The organism is Stenotrophomonas sp. 24(2023) (assembly GCF_030913365.1).
Taxonomy (GTDB): domain Bacteria; phylum Pseudomonadota; class Gammaproteobacteria; order Xanthomonadales; family Xanthomonadaceae; genus Stenotrophomonas.
Genome location: NZ_CP133160.1, coordinates 784,038 through 803,499 on the forward strand (window position 1 = coordinate 784,038; position 19,462 = coordinate 803,499).

The 19,462-nt window shown below is 68.9% G+C and carries 16 protein-coding genes; 2 read left to right on the plus strand and 14 right to left on the minus strand.

Features of this window, described 5'->3' with window-relative positions; all coding sequences use genetic code 11:
• Positions 1-1,099: 1,099 nt before the first annotated feature.
• The 11 genes from Q9R17_RS03495 to nudE form a co-directional block, all read right to left on the minus strand.
• Positions 1,100-1,597, minus strand: coding sequence for a hypothetical protein (locus tag Q9R17_RS03495; protein ID WP_308157064.1), 498 nt, complete (start codon positions 1,595-1,597; stop codon positions 1,100-1,102).
• A gap of 398 nt (positions 1,598-1,995) precedes the next feature.
• A complete protein-coding gene (locus Q9R17_RS03500) occupies positions 1,996-2,343 on the minus strand; it encodes a hypothetical protein (protein ID WP_308157065.1) in 348 nt (115 codons plus the stop codon).
• A 19-nt stretch (positions 2,344-2,362) separates the two neighbouring features.
• Positions 2,363-2,758 (minus strand): glycine cleavage system protein GcvH, encoded by a 396-nt coding sequence (gcvH, locus tag Q9R17_RS03505; RefSeq protein ID WP_308157066.1) that lies wholly within the window; start codon positions 2,756-2,758, stop codon positions 2,363-2,365.
• A gap of 94 nt (positions 2,759-2,852) precedes the next feature.
• On the minus strand, positions 2,853-3,965 hold the full coding sequence (gene gcvT, locus Q9R17_RS03510) for a glycine cleavage system aminomethyltransferase GcvT (protein ID WP_308157067.1): 1,113 nt from the start codon (positions 3,963-3,965) through the stop codon (positions 2,853-2,855).
• Between the two features lie 413 nt (positions 3,966-4,378).
• Complete coding sequence (locus tag Q9R17_RS03515; RefSeq protein ID WP_308157068.1) at positions 4,379-4,813, minus strand: NfeD family protein; 435 nt, start codon at positions 4,811-4,813, stop codon at positions 4,379-4,381.
• Between the two features lies 1 nt (position 4,814).
• A complete protein-coding gene (locus tag Q9R17_RS03520) occupies positions 4,815-5,774 on the minus strand; it encodes an SPFH domain-containing protein (RefSeq protein ID WP_308157069.1) in 960 nt (319 codons plus the stop codon).
• A 70-nt stretch (positions 5,775-5,844) separates the two neighbouring features.
• Positions 5,845-6,147 carry a DUF962 domain-containing protein gene (locus Q9R17_RS03525; protein WP_308157070.1) on the minus strand — a complete coding sequence of 101 codons (303 nt, stop codon included), beginning with the start codon at positions 6,145-6,147 and terminating at the stop codon, positions 5,845-5,847.
• 78 nt (positions 6,148-6,225) lie between these two features.
• Complete coding sequence (locus Q9R17_RS03530; RefSeq protein WP_308157071.1) at positions 6,226-6,552, minus strand: YnfA family protein; 327 nt, start codon at positions 6,550-6,552, stop codon at positions 6,226-6,228.
• Positions 6,549-7,400 (minus strand): nucleoside triphosphate pyrophosphohydrolase, encoded by an 852-nt coding sequence (gene mazG, locus Q9R17_RS03535; RefSeq protein ID WP_308157072.1) that lies wholly within the window; start codon positions 7,398-7,400, stop codon positions 6,549-6,551. The genes Q9R17_RS03530 and mazG overlap by 4 nt, the downstream gene beginning before the upstream one ends.
• A gap of 24 nt (positions 7,401-7,424) precedes the next feature.
• The gene (gene cysQ / locus Q9R17_RS03540) at positions 7,425-8,228 is read right to left on the minus strand and encodes a 3'(2'),5'-bisphosphate nucleotidase CysQ (RefSeq protein ID WP_308157073.1); all 804 of its coding nucleotides are present in this window, start codon (positions 8,226-8,228) and stop codon (positions 7,425-7,427) included.
• The gene (gene nudE, locus Q9R17_RS03545; protein ID WP_308157074.1) at positions 8,225-8,773 is read right to left on the minus strand and encodes an ADP compounds hydrolase NudE; all 549 of its coding nucleotides are present in this window, start codon (positions 8,771-8,773) and stop codon (positions 8,225-8,227) included. The genes cysQ and nudE overlap by 4 nt, the downstream gene beginning before the upstream one ends.
• A gap of 80 nt (positions 8,774-8,853) precedes the next feature.
• Between nudE and bioA the strand changes: the two genes are divergently transcribed.
• Entirely contained in the window at positions 8,854-10,245 is a 1,392-nt protein-coding gene (gene bioA, locus Q9R17_RS03550; RefSeq protein ID WP_308157075.1) for an adenosylmethionine--8-amino-7-oxononanoate transaminase, read from the plus strand.
• Complete coding sequence (locus Q9R17_RS03555; RefSeq protein ID WP_308157076.1) at positions 10,236-10,973, plus strand: 16S rRNA (uracil(1498)-N(3))-methyltransferase; 738 nt, start codon at positions 10,236-10,238, stop codon at positions 10,971-10,973. The genes bioA and Q9R17_RS03555 overlap by 10 nt, the downstream gene beginning before the upstream one ends.
• Before the next feature lie 99 nt (positions 10,974-11,072).
• Here Q9R17_RS03555 and Q9R17_RS03560 read toward each other — a convergent pair whose 3' ends face one another.
• From Q9R17_RS03560 to Q9R17_RS03570, 3 genes are read right to left on the minus strand one after another with little or no spacing between them, the layout of a single operon-like run.
• Positions 11,073-11,537, minus strand: a complete 465-nt coding sequence (locus tag Q9R17_RS03560; RefSeq protein ID WP_308157077.1) for a chemotaxis protein CheW — start codon at positions 11,535-11,537, stop codon at positions 11,073-11,075.
• Positions 11,534-12,910 (minus strand): chemotaxis protein CheB, encoded by a 1,377-nt coding sequence (locus tag Q9R17_RS03565; protein ID WP_308157078.1) that lies wholly within the window; start codon positions 12,908-12,910, stop codon positions 11,534-11,536. Before Q9R17_RS03565 ends, Q9R17_RS03560 begins: the two co-directional genes overlap by 4 nt.
• Positions 12,897-19,367 carry an Hpt domain-containing protein gene (locus Q9R17_RS03570; protein ID WP_308157079.1) on the minus strand — a complete coding sequence of 2,157 codons (6,471 nt, stop codon included), beginning with the start codon at positions 19,365-19,367 and terminating at the stop codon, positions 12,897-12,899. Before Q9R17_RS03570 ends, Q9R17_RS03565 begins: the two co-directional genes overlap by 14 nt.
• Positions 19,368-19,462: the final 95 nt, after the last annotated feature.

Here is a 19,462-nt window from a genome sequence, read left to right on the forward strand (position 1 = left end):
TATCACCGTTGTCCCTAACGCCAGGGACAACAGCAACAGCGAAAGCCAATCTCTTGGCCTGGAAGACTGTCTGTTTCCGAACATGACTCTTTACTCACAAAAGTCGGCTATGACGACACGTGCAGCAGCAGGAATTCCTTCCCCCTGCACATGCATTTTTTTCAACTGCAGGAAATCGCGCCTGATGATCCGATCTATAGAGGTCTCCCTGTCTGGGCAGCATTGCCAACACGTAACCGGGCTTGCGGTGCGGAAGCACGCGCATTCCCGGAATTAAGATCGATCTAAAAAACCACGCACACCGCTGCAGGCAAGGCGTCCGGCAACGCAGTGCGTGCCAGCCCAGCGGCAATGGTCATGTTCGAGTGCCCTGCAGGTGGCAATGGCTACCTTGCAGGCACGGCTATCCCCCGACCGGCGTCATCGGCCGGTGCACCATCCAACGAATGGAAAATGAAAAAGCGCCAGCACCTTAGCGGTGTTCTTGGCCGATCCTCGCTATCGCATGGTGGTGCAGCCAGGCTGCCGCTCGATCACCCTCGACGGGTGTTCCCCCTTTCGCGCATGGGCTGGTCCGGCGCAACTCCCCGCGCCCCAGCTGCGTGTATCTACGGACGGACAGGCCACTGCGGGAACGGTTTCCCAGGGCCTGTCGCCGGGTGATGCCGGTACGCTCGCCGGCGTGCTGCAGGCCGTTCGCTCCTGCGTCGCGCGTCGCATCAGGACGCGATGTCTGGCGGGTCTTGTTGCTCTGGCCAAGAGTCTTGGCGCCGCCAAAGGTCGACTGCATGGAACGGTCCTCGATAGGTGCGTCAATTGTCCATTAGGCGAACGCATGCTGCGCTGCACTGACGCACACTTTGATTGGAATCCGTAAGCGTTTTGTACATTTGCTTTCGAATCCGGCGCCTCCCTCCCCATGCGGCACCGGCCGGGACCGCGATCAGCGGCCACGCACTGTCGCCATACGGGTGTGTGTGGATGAGATGGCCCACACCGATGCATGCCGCCACCGCGCGGGCGGCAAACCGGCCATAAAAAAACCCCTCCCCCGCTGGGCACGGGGAAGGGGCTTCAGGGTACGGCGATCGGGACGTGCTTAGATCAGCGGCGCCGGGGTGGCCGGCAGGGCTACCGGGGCAGCCTTCTTCTTGCGGGCGGCCGGCTTGCGCTTGGCAACCTTCTTGGCGGCCTTCTTCGGGGCAGCCTTCTTGGTGGCCTTCTTCGCAGTCTTCTTGACGGCCTTCTTCGCAGTGGCCTTCTTGGCGACCTTCTTCACTGCCTTCTTGGCGACCTTCTTGGCCGGCTTGCGGGCGGTGGTCTTCTTGGCAGCCTTCTTCACTGCCTTCTTGGCAGTCGCCTTCTTCGCGACCTTCTTGGCGGTCTTCTTCACTGCCTTCTTGGCAGTGGCCTTCTTGGCGACCTTCTTCACCGCCTTCTTGGCGGTGGCCTTCTTGGCGACCTTCTTCACCGCCTTCTTGGCGGTGGCCTTCTTGGCGACCTTCTTCACTGCCTTCTTGGCAGCGGCCTTCTTCGCGACCTTCTTCACCGCCTTCTTGGCGGCGGGCTTTTTCTTCGCAGCTTTCTTGGTTGCCATGGGATGGCTCCTCGTCAGTGATTAGGGAGTTGATACGCCCAGGTGGATCAAACCCGCAGATGCTGCGTGCGGGGACCGCCGGCGCGTCAGGCGCGCCGTTACGGATACGGCAATGCCCGCCAGGTGCAGGGGCGCGGACATCGGAAAGGAAAGACGCTTGCGTTTCTCCGGGGGAAGCGGGGCCATGTCCACCGACAAAGGGAGCGCGGTGGTCATCAAGGGGCTGCTTCGCGTCGGACGTTTGATTCTGCGCACTCGGTTGGGCAGGCAAGGTCTGCTGGGCGAAACCTAATCACGGTTTTTTTTACTGTCAACAACCCCCGCGAAAAATTTTCACATTCCACCCCTCCCGGCGCACCGCCACGGCGACGCCGGCCGGCCCTTCCGGCGGCGGCAACCTACGCCGACACCACCGGCAGCGCCGCCATCGCGCCTGCACATGCATGCAAAAAAACACTTGAAAACAGCATCGCAATGAAAAGCGGGCAGATGCGCGGGCGCGGTGCGGTGACAGCGCGCGCATTGCCACCGGCATGCGTGCAGGCTCCCGGAACGGCAACGCAACGCGGTCGAAAAGTTTTCACATCCAGGGTGCCCGCCGCACCATCGAAAACGCAAAACTGCGCAAACTTCCCGCCGCGACGATGACCACACGCGCGGCCGCTCATGCCCGCCGGGAAGATCACGGCGCATCCCCGGCATGAGCGGCGGGCAAAAAAAAACGGCCACCGGAAGGTGGCCGTCATCGAACCGGTCAGGCGGCGATCAGTGGTCGTCGTCTTCCAGCGCTTCGGTGTAGTCGTCCGGGGACAGCAGTTCGTTGAGCTCATCGGCATTGGACAGCTCGACCACGAACATCCAGCCTTCGCCGTAGGCATCTTCGTTGATGGTTTCCGGCTTGTCCGACAGGGCCGAATTGACCTCGACCACGGTGCCGCTGATCGGGCTGTACACGTCCGAGGCGGCCTTGACCGACTCGACGACCGCGATCTGCTCGCCGGCCTTGGCGGTGGCACCGACCTCGGGCAGCTCGACATAGACCAGGTCACCCAGCAGGCCCTGGGCATGGTCGGAAATACCGACGGTGACGCGGCCGTTGCCTTCGACGCGGGCCCACTCGTGGGACTTGAGGAACTTGAGGTCGCCGGGGATCTCGCTCATGGGACTGCTCCAGGATTCTGCAGGGGTTGGAAAAAACGGGGGTAGTGTAACCAACCGGCCGGGCCTGCTGTCAGGCCCGTGCCAGTGGCATCGATCACGCGTCGGCCAGGACGCCGGGCTGGGCCTGGCCTTCGCGCACGAACGGGAACTTGACCACGCGCACCGGCACCTGGCGGCCGCGGATGTCCACGGTCACCTGGCCCAGTTCGCCGGCCGGCACACGCGCGAAGGCGATGCCCTTGGCCAGCGACGGCGAGAAGGTGCCGGACAGGATCTCGCCCTGGCCGCTGGCGGTGGTGACCGCCTGGCCGTGGCGCAGCACGCCCTTCTCGTCCATCACCAGGCCGATCATCTGGCGGTGGTTGCCGTCGGCCTTCTGCGCTTCCAGCACGCTGCGGCCGATGAAGTCACGGCCTTCGTCCAGCGACACTGTCCAGGCCAGCGCGGCTTCATACGGGCTGATCGCCTCGTCCATGTCCTGGCCATACAGGTTCATGCCGGCCTCCAGGCGCAGCGTGTCACGCGCGCCCAGGCCGGCCGGCTTCACGCCCGCGGCGATCAGGCGGTTCCAGAACGCGACCACGGCATCCTGCGGCAGCAGCAGTTCGAAGCCGTCTTCGCCGGTGTAGCCGGTGCGGGCGACGAACAGGGCGACGCCGTCATCGGACTGGGCTTCCTGGGCGGCGAAACGGCCCAGCTTGGTCAGCGCCTCGCGGTCGGCTTCACGGGCCAGGCCGATCACCTTCTCCCGCGCCTGCGGGCCCTGCACGGCCAGGATGGCCAGGTCCGGGCGCTGCTCGACTGACACGCCGAACGGTGCCGCCTGCTCGCGCAGCCAGGCCAGGTCCTTCTCGCGGGTGGAGGCGTTGACCACCATCCGGAAGAAGTCCTCGCCCAGGTAGTAGACGATCAGGTCATCGATGACGCCGCCCTCGGCATTGAGCATGCACGAGTACAGGGCCTTGCCCGGCGCCTTCAGCTTGTCGATGGAGTTGGCCAGCAGGCGGCGCAGGAAGGGCTTGACCTGGTCACCGCGCAGGTCGACCACGGTCATGTGGCTGACGTCGAACACGCCGGCTTCGCCGCGGACCAGGTGGTGCTCATCCAGCTGCGAGCCGTAGTGGATGGGCATGTCCCAACCCCCGAAATCGACCATCTTGGCGCCAAGGGCGCGGTGGGTATCGTTGAGCAGCGTCTTCTGGGTCATGACCGGGTCCGGCAACAGAGGAAACAAGAACCGGCATTATCCCAGATCGGCAGAGCGCAGGCGCGTCGCAACGCAACGGGATGGTGGGGGCGGCGGCGGCCGGCAACGGCGCCCGGACGGACGGCTTCCGGTAGATCCACGCCATGCGTGGATGAACCCCGATCGAAACCAGCCCTTTCGACGCTCCGCCGAAAGGCATCCACGCATGGCGTGGATCCACCGGTTGCAGCCCAGAGGGCTCCACGCATTACGTGGATCCACCGGTCGCGGCAAAGCGCGCCGCCCCGGCAGGTCCATGGCGCCGGGGCGTCACGCTCCCGCCCGGACCGGCGGTTTCCGGTAGATCCACGCCATGCGTGGATGAACCCCCATCGAATCGCAGCACCCTGCCGCAGGCAGGGCACGGCCCCGTTTCAGCCGGCGGCTTCAACCACCAGCGTGCTGCCCTGCACCGCCACCACCCGCACCGGCGTACCGGCCGGTAGCTCCGGGCCGGTCACCTGCCAGGACGCATCATCGATGCTGACCCGGCCCTGCCCGCCGGCGATGCCCTGCTGCAGAGGCACCACCCGGCCCACCAGCTGTTCGGCACGACGGTTCAGCAGGGGCGCATCGCTCGGCCGCGCGCGCGGCTTGCCCCAGCGCCGGTAGCACTGGATCGACAGCACGCTCAGCACCACGAAGGCGACCACCTGCCACACCACCGGAATATCGGTGAACACGGCCACCAGCACGAATACCGCCGCCGCGCCGATGCCGATCCACAACATGAAGGCGCCCGGCGCCAGCGCCTCGGCAGCGAACAGCAGCAGGGCCAGTGCCCCCCAGGCTACGACTTCCCAGCGCATGTCAGCCTCCGATCGATGGCGGCCGCTTGGTGGCCGGCGGGGAGGTCTGGCTGGCCAGGGCCTGCTTGGCCAGTTCGGCCACGCCGGCAATCGAACCGATCACGCCGCTGGCCTCCATCGGCATCAGCACCAGTTTCTGGTTCGGCGAACTGGCCAGTTCCTTGAACGCTTCGACGTACTTCTGTGCGACGAAATAATTGATGGCCTGCACGTCGCCCTCGGCGATCGCCGCCGATACCACCTGGGTCGCCTTGGCTTCGGCCTCGGCCAGGCGCTCACGTGCTTCGGCGTCGCGGAAGGCGGCTTCGCGGCGGCCTTCGGCTTCCAGCACGGTGGCCTGCTTTTCGCCATCGGCGCGCAGGATTTCCGACTGGCGCGAGCCCTCGGCCTCCAGGATCTGCGCGCGCTTCTCGCGCTCGGCCTTCATCTGCCGGGCCATGGCGTCGAGCAGGTCACGCGGGGGCTGGATGTCGCGGATCTCGATGCGGTTGACCTTCACGCCCCAGGGGTTGGTGGCATGGTCCACCACGCTCAGCAGCTGGGCGTTGATGACTTCGCGCTGGCTCAGCGATTCGTCCAGGTCCATCGAACCGATCACGGTACGGATGTTGGTCTGCACCAGCGCGATCATCGCCACTTCCAGGTTGGCGACCTCATAGGCCGCCTTGGCCGCATCGAGCACCTGGAAGAACACCACGCCATCCACGCGCACGGCAGCGTTGTCCTTGGTGATCACTTCCTGGCTGGGCACGTCCAGCACCTGCTCCATCATGTTCACCTTGCGCCCTACCCCGTAGACGATCGGGATCAGGAAATGCAGGCCGGGGGTCATGGTGTGCGTATAGCGGCCGAACCGCTCCACGGTCCATTCATACCCCTGCGGCACCATCCGCACCGCCTTGAACAGGATCACCACGGCCACGAAGGCCAGTACCACGGTAAAGAACATGGTCGGGAACATCGCGCTTTCCTTTTCTATGAGGACGTCCAGGCCCCAGCATAGCGCGGGGCCCGTAACGGCACAGCTGCGGCTACCAGGGCACGCGGCCGCGCAGGATGTCAGCGAACATCACCCAGTCGCCGATGAACGAATAGAACGGGTGGCGGAACGTGGCCGGGCGGTTCTTCTCGAAGAAGAAATGGCCGACCCAGGCGAAGCCGTAGCCGCAGGCCAGTGCCCCGAGCAGCAAGGACGGCTGGCCGCGCCACAGGGCAGCGGCAACCAGCAGCAGTACGCCGCAGCTGCCGATGAAATGCAGCCGGCGCGACACCCGATGGCGATGCTCGCCCAGGTAGAAGGGATAGAACTCGCGGAAGCTGGCGAAACGGGACATGCGGAAGGCTCCGGGGCCATGACCACCTGCATCATGCACCTGCCGGTCATGCCGGGCCATGCCCGGCGCGCGCGACCGTCACGCCGGCTGGCGCGGCCCGAACATGATCACCGCCATGCCCAGCAGGCACAGGCCCGCCCCCAGCAGATCCCAGCGGCTGGGACGGATGCCGTCCACCAGCCACAGCCAGAACAGCGCGGTGCCGATGTAGACCCCGCCGTAGGCCGCGTAGACGCGACCGCTGGCGGTGGGGTGCAGGGTCAGCAGCCAGGCGAACAGCGCCAGACTGGCAGCGGCCGGCACCAGCAGCCAGACGCTGCCCCCCTTGCGCAGCCACAGCCACGGCAGGTAGCAGCCGACGATCTCGGCCACGGCGGTCAGCAGGAACAGCGCCAGGGTCTTCATGCCTTCTCGCCGGCCTTCTCGCCGGCCTTGGCGTGCTGCCAGAGCGCTTCCTGCGCGTCCAGGTCCAGCGCCGCCAGCGTATGGCCGGCGCCGGCCGCCTGGGCTTCCATCGCACGGAACCGGCGTTCGAACTTGTGGTTGGCCCCGCGCAGCGCCGCGCCCAGATCGATGTCGGCATGGCGCGCCAGGTTGGCGCAGACGAACAGCAGGTCGCCCAGTTCTTCCTGCAGGCGCGCGCGGTTGCCGGCGATGTCGCCGCGCTCGAACTCTTCGCGCAGTTCCTGCAGTTCCTCGGCAGCCTTGTCCAGCACCGGCAGCGGCCCCGGCCAGTCGAAACCAACCTTGGCTGCGCGCGACTGCAGCTTCACCGCCCGCTGCCATTCCGGCAGGCCGCGCGAGATCCCGGCCAGCGCGGAGCTGTCGGTCTCGCCCTTGGCGGCGCGCTCGGCGCGCTTGATCGCGTCCCAGTTGCGGGTCACGCCCTCGGCATCGTCCACCGCCACGTCGGCGAACACGTGCGGATGGCGCCGCTGCATCTTGTCGCTGATCGCACGGGCGACATCGGCAAAGGCGAACGCGCCCTGTTCCTCGGCCATGCGTGCATGGAACACCACCTGCAGCAGCAGGTCGCCCAGTTCATCGCACAGGTCGTCCAGATCGCCGCGGTCGATCGCATCGGCGACCTCGTAGGCTTCCTCGATGGTGTACGGGGCGATGCTGGCGAAATCCTGTTCCAGGTCCCAGGGGCAGCCGCCATCGGGGTCGCGCAGGCGCGCCATGATGCGCAGCAGGCGGGCCAGTTCGTCGGTGGCGGCCGATGCGCCGGTGGGGGTGTCATACGCGCTCATGCAGGCTCCCGGGGTCAGGCACGGTCAGCTGGGCAACCAGCTGCGCCAGGGCAGCGTGGTATCACCCAGGGCGATGAAATCGCCGTTGAGCAGGGTCTCGCGGCGGTTGTAGCGGAACGGTTTGCCCGTGCCGGCAGCCAAGACGGCCCCGCCAGCGGCATGCAGCACGCACTGGCCGGCGGCGGTGTCCCATTCGGACGTCGGGCCCAGCCGCGGGTACACGTCCAGGTCGCCCTCGGCGATGCGGCAGAACTTCAGTGAAGAACCCTGCGCGATCGTCTCGATCTCGCCCATGCGGTCCAGCAGCACCTGGGTGGCCGGCGAGCGGTGCGAGCGGCTTGCCGCTACCCGCAGCGGTGCGGTGGCAGGTACGCGGGTGCGCAGCACGCTGTCATGCATGCCCTGCCGGCGGTAGGCCAGCTCGCCGCGCTGGGCATGCCAGACGATGCCGGTCACCGGTGCCAGCACCACGCCGAACGCCGGGGCCCCCTGGTAGACCAGGGCGATGTTGACGCTGAATTCGCCGTTGCGCCTGACGAACTCGCGGGTGCCATCGAGCGGGTCCACCAGCCAGTATGCGCCCCAGTGCTGGCGCACCTCCCACGGCACCTGCGCCGATTCCTCCGACAGGATCGGCAGGTCCGGCGTCAGCTGCCGCAACCCCCGCTCGATGACGGCATTGGCGGCCAGGTCGGCGGCGGTGACCGGGCTGTCGTCGTCCTTGATCTGCACGTCGAAGCCGCTGGCGTAGACCTGCAGGATCGCCTCGCCGGCTTCGCGGGCGATGGCCACGACCGTCTCCCGCAGGTCCGCGGTGAGCTTGATCATCGCCTGCCCTGCAGCCACTGGCGGGCGATGAACAGCGCCGCCAGCGAGCGACCCTCGGAAAAATCCTCGCGCAGCATCAGCTGGTCCAGGTCGGCCAGTTTCCACGGCACGACCTCCAGTTCCTCCGGCTCGTCGCCGGCCAGCTTTTCCGGGTACAGGTCACGCGCCACCACCAGCCACGACTGGTGGCTCATGTAGGTCGGGGCCAGGGTCATCGCGCGCAGCACGTCCACCTGCCGCGCGCCATAGCCGGCCTCTTCCTTCAGTTCGCGGTCGGCGGCCTGTTCAGGGGTTTCGCCGGCATCGATGCGGCCCTTGACCAGGCCCAGTTCATAACGATGCACGCCAGCAGCGTATTCACGTACCAGCAGGACAGTTTCATCGTCGAGCATCGGCACCACCACCACCGCACCATGGCCACGGCTGACCAGCCGCTCGAAGCGGCGGCGCTCGCCGTTGGAGAACTCCAGGTCCAGGTGCTGGCGCTGGAAGGGCCCGTTCTCCTCGTCGGTGATACGGTGGATGATCGGCAGGCGGCGGCTCATGCGTGCCGTCCTGCCCGCGCCAGCAAGGGCAGCGGGACCGATAGAATGTACGCAGGCAGCAACATGTTCATGAGCCGGAAATGCTAGCAGACCCGACCCCTTCCCCGCTGGCCCTGCAGTGGCGCCAGCGCGACCTGCAGGTGCTGTGGCACCCCTGCACGCAGATGCGCGAGCATCCCCATACCCTGCCGCTGGTCCCGATCGCTCGGGGCCAGGGCGCCTGGCTGTACGACCATGACGGCAACCGCTACCTGGATGCGGTCAGCAGCTGGTGGACCAACCTGTTCGGCCATGCCGAGCCACGCATCGGCGCGGCCATCGCCGCCCAGGCCGGGCAGCTGGAACAGGTGATGCTGGCCGGGTTCAGCCACGAACCGGCCATCACCCTGGCCGAGCGGCTGCTGGCCCTGGCCCCGCACCAGGCCGGCCGCGACCCGCTGGCCAAGGTCTTCTACGCCGACAATGGTTCGGCCGGGGTGGAAGTGGCGCTGAAGATGGCCTTCCAGTATTTCCAGAATCGCGGGGAATCCCGCCGCACGCGCTTCGTCGCGCTGGAAAACGGCTACCACGGCGAGACCCTCGGGGCGCTGGCGCTGGGCGATATCCCGCTGTACCGCCGCGTCTACGCGCCGCTGCTGGCCGAAAGCCTGTTCGCCCCCTCGCCCGACGCCTACCTGGCCGAGCCGGGCCAGAGCCCGGCCGATCGGGCGCGGCAGGCCGCCGACGGCCTGGCCGACCTGTTCGACCGCCACCCCGGCGAGATCTGCGCGGTGATCCTGGAACCGCGCCTGCAGTGCGCCGGTGGCATGCGCATGTACGACCCGGTGTACCTGCAGCGTGCCCGCGAACTCTGCGACGCGCACGGTGCGTTCCTGATCGCCGATGAGATCGCTACCGGCTTCGGCCGCACCGGCACCCTGTTCGCCTGCGAACAGGCCGGGGTGATGCCCGACCTGCTGTGCCTGTCCAAGGGCCTGACCGGCGGCTTCCTGCCCCTGGCAGCGGTGCTGGCCACCCAGACGCTGTACGACGCCTTCCTCGACGACTCCCGCGAACGCGCCTTCCTGCACTCGCACAGCTACACCGGCAACCCGCTGGCCTGCGCGGCGGCACTGGCGACGCTGGACATCTTCCGCGACGACGACGTGGTGGCCCACAACCGCGGCACCGCCGATGTGATGCGCACGCTGGCCGCACCGTTCACCGACCACCCGCACGTGGCCGATGTGCGCCAGGCCGGCATGGTGGTGGCCTTCGAACTGGCCCGCAACGGCAGCACGCGCACCGCCTTCGACCCGGCCGCCCGGGTCGGCCTGCACGCCTACAAGGCCGCGCTGCGGCGCGGGGTGGTGCTGCGCCCGCTGGGCGACGTGCTGTACTGGATGCCACCGTACTGCGTGGATGACGAACAACTGGAGCTGCTGGCGCGCACGACGCTGGCGGCCATCGACGAGGCTGTTGCATGCGCATGACCCGCTGCCCCATCGACCTGGCCCTGCATGCCGGGCAGACCGTGACCTTGCCGGAAGAAGCGGCCAACCACCTGGTACGGGTGATGCGCCTGCGCGAAGGCGACGGCTGCGTGCTGTTCAACGGCGATGGCCATGACTACACCGCCCGCGTGGTGCTGGCCAGCAAGCGCGAAGTGCAGGTGCGCATCGATACGGTGCAGGCGGTCGCCAACGAATCGCCGCTGGCCATCACGCTGCTGCAGGGCATCGCCCGTGGCGAGAAGATGGACCTGATCCTGCAGAAGGCGACCGAACTGGGCGTCACGGCGATCCTGCCGGTCAACGCCGAACGCACCGAAGTGAAGCTGGATGCCGCCCGCGCGGAGAAGCGGGTGGCGCACTGGAACAGCGTGGTGCAGTCGGCCTGCGGCCAGTCCGGCCGTGCGCGCATCCCACCGGTGGCTGCGCCGCAGTCGCTGGCCCAGGCCGCCGCCGGGCTGCCCGCCGACACCCTGCGCCTGACCCTGGACCCGCTGGGCAGCCATCGGCTGTCAACGCTGCAGCAGGCACCGGCCGGTGGCATCGTCATCGCCATCGGTCCGGAAGGCGGCTGGTCACCGCGTGACCGCGCACAGCTGGCGGCCGATGGCTTCCAGGGCCTGCAGCTGGGGCCACGCATCCTGCGTACCGAAACCGCCGGGCTGGCGGCAATCGCCGCGCTGCAGGCCCGGCTGGGAGATCTGGGGTAACGCCGGCACCGCGTCCGCAGGGGATCGGCAACCGCATCACGCCTCGCCCGGCAGCAACCCCGGGTAGCGCCGGGCCATGCCCGGCGACATACACCACGATCAGGCGGCCAGCGAATCCAGCGCGGCTTCGAGGGCGTCCAGGTTGGGCAGCAGCGCACTCTGTTCGCCCAGCAGCACGCGCATGTGCACCGTGTCCGGCAGGGTTTCTTCAGAGGCGTCGGCCAGCAGGCCGTCACGCGGCACGGCGATCAACTGCGGGAAGCTCTGCGTCAGCAGCGCGTAGTACGGGCGCTGCGCCTGCCCCCCCAGTGCCTTGAGCACCACCACCTTGTTGTGCCCGGCCACCGGCTCATCGCCCAGCCCGGACAGGCGCGCGAAGGACAGCAGCGGCACGGTCCAGCCGTGCCAGGCCAGTTCGCCCAGCAACCAGGCCGGTGCATCCGCCACCGGCTGCAGCGGCACGCGTGCCATCATCTCGGCGACGGTGGCATTGGGCAGCAGCACGCGCTCGTTGCCGGCCTGGATCAGGACACCGCGGATCTCGTCATTGCTGGCATAGCTCATTGCCCGTCTCCTTCCTCGCTTGCCCAGCGCGCGGCAATGACCTGCGCCAGTTCCTGCGGCTCGCCGGCCGCCATGCCTGCCGCCACCACGGCCGTGGCCGCTGCGGGGTCGTAACAGCCTTCCCCGGTCTGGCCGGCCACCCACGCACCGGCCGCGGCCAGGTCCAGCGCGGCATCGACATGCCCCAGTTCGGCGCCACTGAGCAGCACCACCGCGCTGTGCGCCGCATCAAGCGTGGACAGCTGCAGCCCCGTGCTGCTGGAAATGAAGTGCAGGCCATCACGCTGTACCTGCAGGCCGGTTTCGTCGGCCAGGATGTAGACCTGCCCGGGCCGCGCCGTGTGGCCGGTTTCGGCCAGCAGCACCGGCAACGGCGAGACGCGCGCCATCTGCTTGACCAGGTTGCCGTAGCGGCCACCGTCCAGGCGCATGTGCACCAGCACCGGCACGGCCAGGCCTTCCGGCAGCGCGCCCAGCAGGCGGCGCAGTGCGTCGGGGCCGCCAATGCCGGCCAGCACCAGCACGGCGCCGGCGCGGCCGCCTTCAGCGGGCGCATCCAGATCGACCAGCGACAACGCGCTGGCCTCGAAGGCGGGCACAACCGGCGGCGCCGTGGCTGGCGCGACGGCCTGCACCGGGGCGGCATCTTCGTCCACCAGCGACCAGCGGGTGTGGTCGCCGAAGGAGACCGGCGGCGGCGTTGCGGGCACCGGCTCGGCCGGAACCTGGACCGCAGGAACCGGCTCCGGTGCGCTGGTCACCGGGGCCACCGGGGCCGTCGGCTGCAGCGCCGCCAGCGCCTCTTCCAGCGACATCGGTTCAGACAGGCTGGCCGGCGGCTGGTAGGCCGGCAGGCCGGCCTCCTGCGCCGCATACAGCGTGTCGGCCGGCACGGAAGGCGCCCGCTGGTCGGCCTCCTGCAGGTGGCGCTCCAGCGCGGCGCCGGCATGCAGCTGTTCCGGTGTCACCGGCAGGCCGGGTTCGGGCAGCAGCGCCGGTTCGTCTTCGGCCCCGGGCGGCAGCACCCGCTGGTGGCCGTGCAGCTTGGCGGCCAGATGCCGGCCCCAGCGCTGCGCGTCCCAGCCATCGCGGCGTGCCGCCACGTCGGCCTCGTCGAACACCAGGGTCAGTTCCGGCGCGGACAGCACCGGGTCCAGGCGCTCCAGCGCGTCTTCGATGGCCGGTTCCAGTGCGACCACCACGGCCTGGGCACCGGCGGCGCGCAGCGCCTCCAGGTCCAGCACGGTGGGATCGTCTTCCAGCACCAGCTGCACATCGGCATGGTCCAGCGCTTCACGCAGGCGTTCGCGTGCCTTGCCCGGACGGGCCAGCAGCGCGACCGCCAGCGTCGGGGGGGCTTCACTCACGGACACGGGCAATCCCCAGCAGGTCGTACACGTTGCGCATCAGGTCCAGCTCCTGGTAAGGCTTGCCCAGGTAACGCTGGACGCCGATCTCGAAAGCGCGCTGGCGGTGCTTGTCGCCGCTGCGCGAGGTGATCATCACGATCGGGACCGCACGGAACCGGTCATCGGCACGCATCGCCGTGGCCAGCTCGTAGCCGTCCATGCGCGGCATCTCGATGTCCAGCAGCATCAGGTCCGGCACGCGTTCTTCCAGGTGCTCCAGGGCTTCGACGCCGTCGCGGGCCACGCTGACCTCGAAGTTGTGGCGTTCCAGGATGCGGCTGGTGACCTTGCGCATGGTCAGCGAGTCGTCCACCACCATCACCAGCGGCACCTGCCGCTCCTGGCGGGGAGCGGTGATGGCCACCGGCGCCTGCGGGTTGGCCAGGTGGCGGCGCACCAGCGGGGCCACGTCGAGGATGACCACCACCCGGCCATCGCCGGTGATGGTGGCACCGTAGATGCCGGGCACGGAGGCGATCTGCAGGCCCACCGGCTTGACCACGATTTCGCGGTTGCCCAGCACCTGGTCGATGGCCACGGCGGCACGCAGGTCGCCGGCACGCACCAGCAGCAGCGGCACCTGGGCCTGGCCATCGGCCCGTGCCGGTGCCTGCCCGACCAGCGTGCCCAGGTCGTACAGGGTGTAGTCCTCGCCACCGTAGCGGTAGGTGCTGTCGGCGCTTTCAAAGCGCTCGCGCGACAAGCGGCCGATGCCGCTGACCGATGCCACGGGCACGGCAAAGGTGGTTTCGCCGATCTGCACGAACACCGCCTGGGTGACCGCCAGCGTCTGCGGCAGACGCAGGGTGAAGCGCACGCCCTGCCCACGCACGGACTGGATGTCCACCGTGCCGCCCAGCTGGCGCACTTCATTGCGCACCACGTCCATGCCCACGCCGCGACCGGCCAGCTGGCTGACCTGGTCAACGGTGGTGAAGCCGGAAGCGAAGATCAGGTTGTCCAGTTCCTGTTCGCCCGGCTGCGCATCCGGGGCCAGCAGGCCACGGTCGATGGCACGGCGGCGGATCGCCTCGCGGTCCAGGCCGGCCCCGTCGTCAGCCACGTCCAGCACGATTTCCGAGCCTTCGCGGTGCAGGCGGATGGCGATCTCGCCTTCCTCCGGCTTGCCGGCGACGCGGCGCTGTTCGGGCACTTCCAGACCATGGGCCACCGAATTGCGCAGCATGTGCTCCAGCGGCGCGACCATGCGGTCGAGCACGTTGCGGTCCAGTTCGCCGTGGGTGCCTTCCAGGGTCAGGTGGACCTGCTTGCCGGTATCCAGGCCGGCCTGGCGCACGACACGGCGCAGGCGCGGTACCAGGCCGTCGAACGGCACCATGCGCGCGCGCATCAGGCCATCCTGCAGTTCCGAGCTCACGCGCGACTGCTGCTGCAGCAGGCCGTCGTACTGGCGCGACAGGTCGTCCAGCACCGCCTGCAGGCCGCCAAGGTCGGCCGCCGATTCATTCAGCGCGCGGCTGAGCTGCTGCAGCGTGGAGAAGCGGTCCAGTTCCAGCGGATCGAACTTCTGGTCGGCATGGTCCTGTTCGCGCTGGTAGCGGGCGACGATCTGCGCCTCGGTTTCCAGGTCCAGGCGGCGCAGCTGGTCGCGCAGTCGCGCGTTGGTACGCTCCAGCTCGCCCATGGCGCCACGGAAGGCACCAAGCTGCTGTTCCAGGCGCGAGCGGTAGATCGCCACTTCACCGGCATGGTTGACCAGGCGGTCGAGCAGATCGGCGCGCACGCGCACCTGTTCCTGCTGCGGCCGGGCCAGCGGATCGTCCTCGCTGCTGCCTTCGGCCGGCAGCGGGGCGGACAACGGGGCCGACAGCGGGGCCGGCGCCGACGGGGCCACCGCAGCGGCATCGACCTCGGCAGCGGCCGGGGCAACGGTTCCGCTGTCACCACGCGTGCGCAGTTCGAAGGCCGTCACCAGATCCCCGGCGGCGGCCACCTGGCGGTGATCACCGGTACGGGTGAGCATCTGGTGCAGACGGTCGAAGCCGCGCTCCAGCAGGTGCACATCGCTGCGTTCGATATCGGTGCGGCCCGCCGCGACGGCTTCCAGCAGCGACTCGATGCCATGGCCCAGGTCGCCGATGGCGTTGATGCCGGCCATGCGGGCACCGCCCTTGAGCGTGTGCAGGTCGCGCTGCAGGCCCGCCAGCACATCGCGGTCCTGCGGTGCGTTGCGCAGTTCGCTGATCAGCCCATCGCAGTGGTCGAGCAGATCCTTGCCTTCCTCCACGAAGATATCCACCAGCTCGCGGTCGAGCAGGGTGAAATCCAGCGCATCGGCCTCGTGGGCAGGCTCGGCCGCAACGGACACGGCCGCCGGTACCACCGGCGCGGCCTCGTCCACAGCCGGTTCGTCGGTGGTCGGGATGCCGCCTGGCGCCTGCTCCATTTCGAAGAACGGGACCGGGGTACCGGCCGCAGCAGGCGACGCTGCAACAGCGTCTTCTCCAGCCTCCCCATGCACCGTGGCCGGGGGCGGCAGATCGATGCTCTCTCCTTCACCGACTGCCGCCGTCCCGCCCACGTCCGCTTCCTCGGCAAAGGCTTCCGCCTCGCCCGGCGCGCGTTCGCTGGCCTGCAGGCCCAGCACGGGCCATGGCCCCTGCCGATCCTGCTCCTGACCGGCATCCTCGATCACGTGCAGGCCTGCCGCCAGGGCAACCTCCAACGCAACCGGCTCACCAAAGGCCGGCACAGCCTCTTCATCGTGAAGGCTGTCCGCGTCGCTGTCGAGAGCGGCCAGGTCATCGTCTCCGGCATCGACCGCATTCAGCAGGCTGTCCTCGACAGCCACCGCGACCGGCCCGGCCAGTTCATCTTCATCCCAGACAGGCAGCTCGTGCTCGCCGACCGGCAGCACATCGGCATCCAGGAATGCAGACAGGTCATCCGCTCCGGTCAGGGCGACATCCGGCGCCTCCACTGCCGGCGCTTCCGCCGTGCCTTCTTCACTGTTCCCAACGACCTCGGCCGCCGGGGCCGCGACAGGCTCCGCTGCCGGCAGCGTCTGCGCGAGATCGAAGTAACGCGACAGATCATCACTGGCAGTCAGCTCAGCGCGTTCCGGCACCGCCACCGGCTCGGCCAGCGCGGTGTCGGCACCGGCCCGCAGCGGCTCCCGCATGTCCTGGGGCGGCACGGCCTCCTCAATGGCCAGCGGCGCCGGCGCGGCGTCATCGACCCCGGCCGACGGCACGACGTCCTCTTCCGCGGCGATCGCGGCGGAAGCGTCATCCTGCACGTCATGCGGCTCGTCGCCCGCCACCGCATCGGACAGATCGTCGCCGTCATCCAGCGCGATGCCCATGGCCGGCCACTGTGCCTCCGGCAACTGCGCGGCCAGTGCCCGCAGGCGCTGCGCCAGCGGCTCCTGCAGCGCGATGCGCGGCTGCTCGGCCTGCAGGGCCCGCATGGTAGCGGCAATCGCCCGGGCCGTGTCGGCCAGCGCATCCACCGCTTCCGGCGCGGGTACGACGTCAGCCGCCAGGGCCCGCTTGATGTACGACTCGGCGCCACCGGTGACGGCCGTGATTTCCGGCACGTCGGTCATCGCGAACGCACCGTTCATGGTGTGCACGGCGCGCAGCAGTGCATCGCTGACCGGCTGTGGCGCCTGCTGTGCCGACTGCAGCCAGGCCTGCAGCGTGGCCTGGTGGGTGTCCACTTCGGCCTCGAGGATCTCCAGCAGCACGCTGTCGATGTTGGCAGGCGTTCCTTCCGGGGCGGCCGGCAGGTCCGCCTCCGGCATCGCGATGGCCGCCGGCGGCGGTACTGCGTCCACGGCAGGCGCGGCGGGCGGTGCGGCCGATGCCAAGGCGACGTAGAAGGTTTCCTCGCCGCCGGCCACGCGGTCGGCAATGGCCTGCATCGCCTGCAGGTCCATCGTCACCCGCTGGCCGTGGCGCAGCGCCGCGTTGAGCTGGGGCAGTGCCTGGTGGGCCTGGTCGACCATCGCCACCACTGCCGGGCTGGCCGGCCGGCTGCCGTCGAGCACGCGGTTGAGCATGCCCTCGATCTTCCAGGCGAACTCACCCAGCGTACGCGCGCCAACCAGGCGGCCGCTGCCCTTGAGCGTGTGGAACACGCGGCGGATCGGCCGCAGCCGGTCCACGCTGTCCGGCTGGGCACGCCAGGCCGGCAACAACGTCGCCAGGTTGCCCAGTTCATCATCGAACTCTTCCAGGAACACCTCGCGGATGTCCTGGTCGATGTTCTCGGCATCATCCTCGAACCCCGCCTCGATGCCCGGCGCAGCCGCTGCCACCTGCCCGGCGTCGGCCAGCGGTGCGGGCGCGTGCGGATTGAAATCCGCCGCGGCCGCGCTGAGATCGGCCAGGAACGCGGCATCTTCATCGCTGAAGGAAATCGGCGTGATCGCCGCATCGACCACCGAACCGGACACGGTCGGGGCCATGGCCGGCAGCGCGGCAGCGGCCTGCCCGGGGTCGGCATCAGCATCGGCATCGTCAGCCGCCGCGGCGTCGCTGGCCGTCAGGCCGGCACCGGCCGGGCCGTCGTGCAGCGGCGGGGCATGGTCGTCGGCCTGCAGCACCCAGTGCGCGGTGGCGTCATCGTCAGGCAGCGGCGGCAGCGTTTCCATCGCCTCCAGCGACAGCACGTCATCGGCGTTGTCCAGCGCTGCACTGTCGAAGTGGAAGGTCACCGTCTCCTCGGCCAGCGCCGGCAGCGCGTGTTCGGCGGCAACCGGGTCAAACGCCAGGGGCGACGGTGTGGCCACGGTGCTGCTCTCACCGGTCGCATCGGCCGGCACGTCGGCATCGGCCATCGGCGGCCTGTCCGCATCAAGCTGCCAATGCGCCACCGGCGTGGCCGGCACATCGGCCAGCGCGACAGCCGGCTCGACCAGGTCATAGCCGACCACGTCCCACAGGGGCACGTCCGGCACCGGAGCGGTGGTCGCGGCGAACACCAGCGGCGCGGCGGCCGGGGCGGCCGGCGGTGCGTCAGGCAACGGATCGAAGGTGACATCGGGCAGCGGTGCCCGCACCGAGCCCGGTGCCGGCCCGGCCGGGGTTACCTCGACGGCCAGCGCGGCGGGCTCGACCGTGAACGGTACCGGCACGATGGTTTCGGCCACGACCGGCGCGATGCCTTCGTCCAGCGCGGAGGCCATGGCCACGGCGCTGGAATCCTCCAGCGGCGGCAGCGGCCAGTAACGCAGGCTTTCCAGGCTGCTGCGGGTGATGTCCAGGATGTCTTCGCGCCCCGGGCGTCGGTCGCGCAGGGCTTCCAGGTAATACTCCAGGCTGGCCATGGCATCGGCCAGCGTGTCCAGCTGGCGGCCGCTGGGCACGCGCTGGCGCCCGACCAGTTCGGTGGCGATGTAGCGCTGCACGCCGATCAGGTAATCGGCAGCGGTGCCCAGATCGAGCATGCGCAGCGCGCCGGCGACCTCGCCGACCAGGCGGGGTACGTCCTGCAGTTCGGCGTGGTTCCAGCTGGTTTCGATGAAGGCAACGAAATGCTCGCGGGCTGCCGCGAAGTTGGCGATGGCCTCATGGGCCAGCACTTCCACGGTGCGGCGGCTTTCCACCACGCTGGGATCATCCTCGCCACTGCCACCGGCGCCCAGATGGGCGACCTGGTCGTCCAGCGATGCATCGACGTAGAGCAGCGCACCGGCGATGTCCAGCAGCAGCCCTTCGTCGATGGCGTGTTCACCCTTGACCACCGCCTGCAGGGCATCGCGCTGCTGCACCACCACGTTGCGCGCCACGCCCAGGCCCATCATGCCCAGGGTATCGGCAACGGCATTGAGCTCCTGCGCCTGCACATGCAGCTGTTCCGGGGCCGCGCCCGTCCGCAGGTGCAGGTCCAGGGCGTCCTTGATGCGCAGCAGTTCTTCCTTCACTGCACTGCCGACCGTGTCGAGCAGTTCGCGGTTGCGCCCGCTCAGGCTGCCACGGGCATGGTCCAGCTCCGCTTCGCTGGCGCTGGCGCTGTCCGGGGCGAAGGCGAACAGCACGCTTTCGTTGATGCCCGGTGCACCGCGCGCGGCGCGGATGTCGTTGAGCAGCGGCAGCAGTACGATCGGGATGTCGCGATGGCCGTTCTGCAGGCGCTCCAGGTAATCGGGCAGCAGCACGCTGCCGCGCATCAGCGTGGCGCAGGCCTCATCACGGTCAGGCACGTCACCGGCACCGACCGCATGGGCCAGCTGCTCCAGTTCTTCGGCCACCATCGCCGGGGCGTACAGTTCGACCATGCGCAGGGTGCCCTGCACCTGGTGCAGGTAGCCGGCGCACAGGCGCATGCGGCTGCCATCGGCCGGATCTTCGGCGAAATACTCGACCTCGTTGCGCGCCTGGCGCAGGGTCTCGTCCAGCTCGGGCTTGACCCAGCCCAGCGCGGCATGGCTCATCGCATCGCGCAGGCTGTTCATGGCTGTGCTCCGGTCGCCGCCGCGCGATGGTCGCGCCGGCCCTGGCGTTGGAAGTGGGAATGCTTCATCGGCTGGTTCCTTGCTCTCCGCCCTGC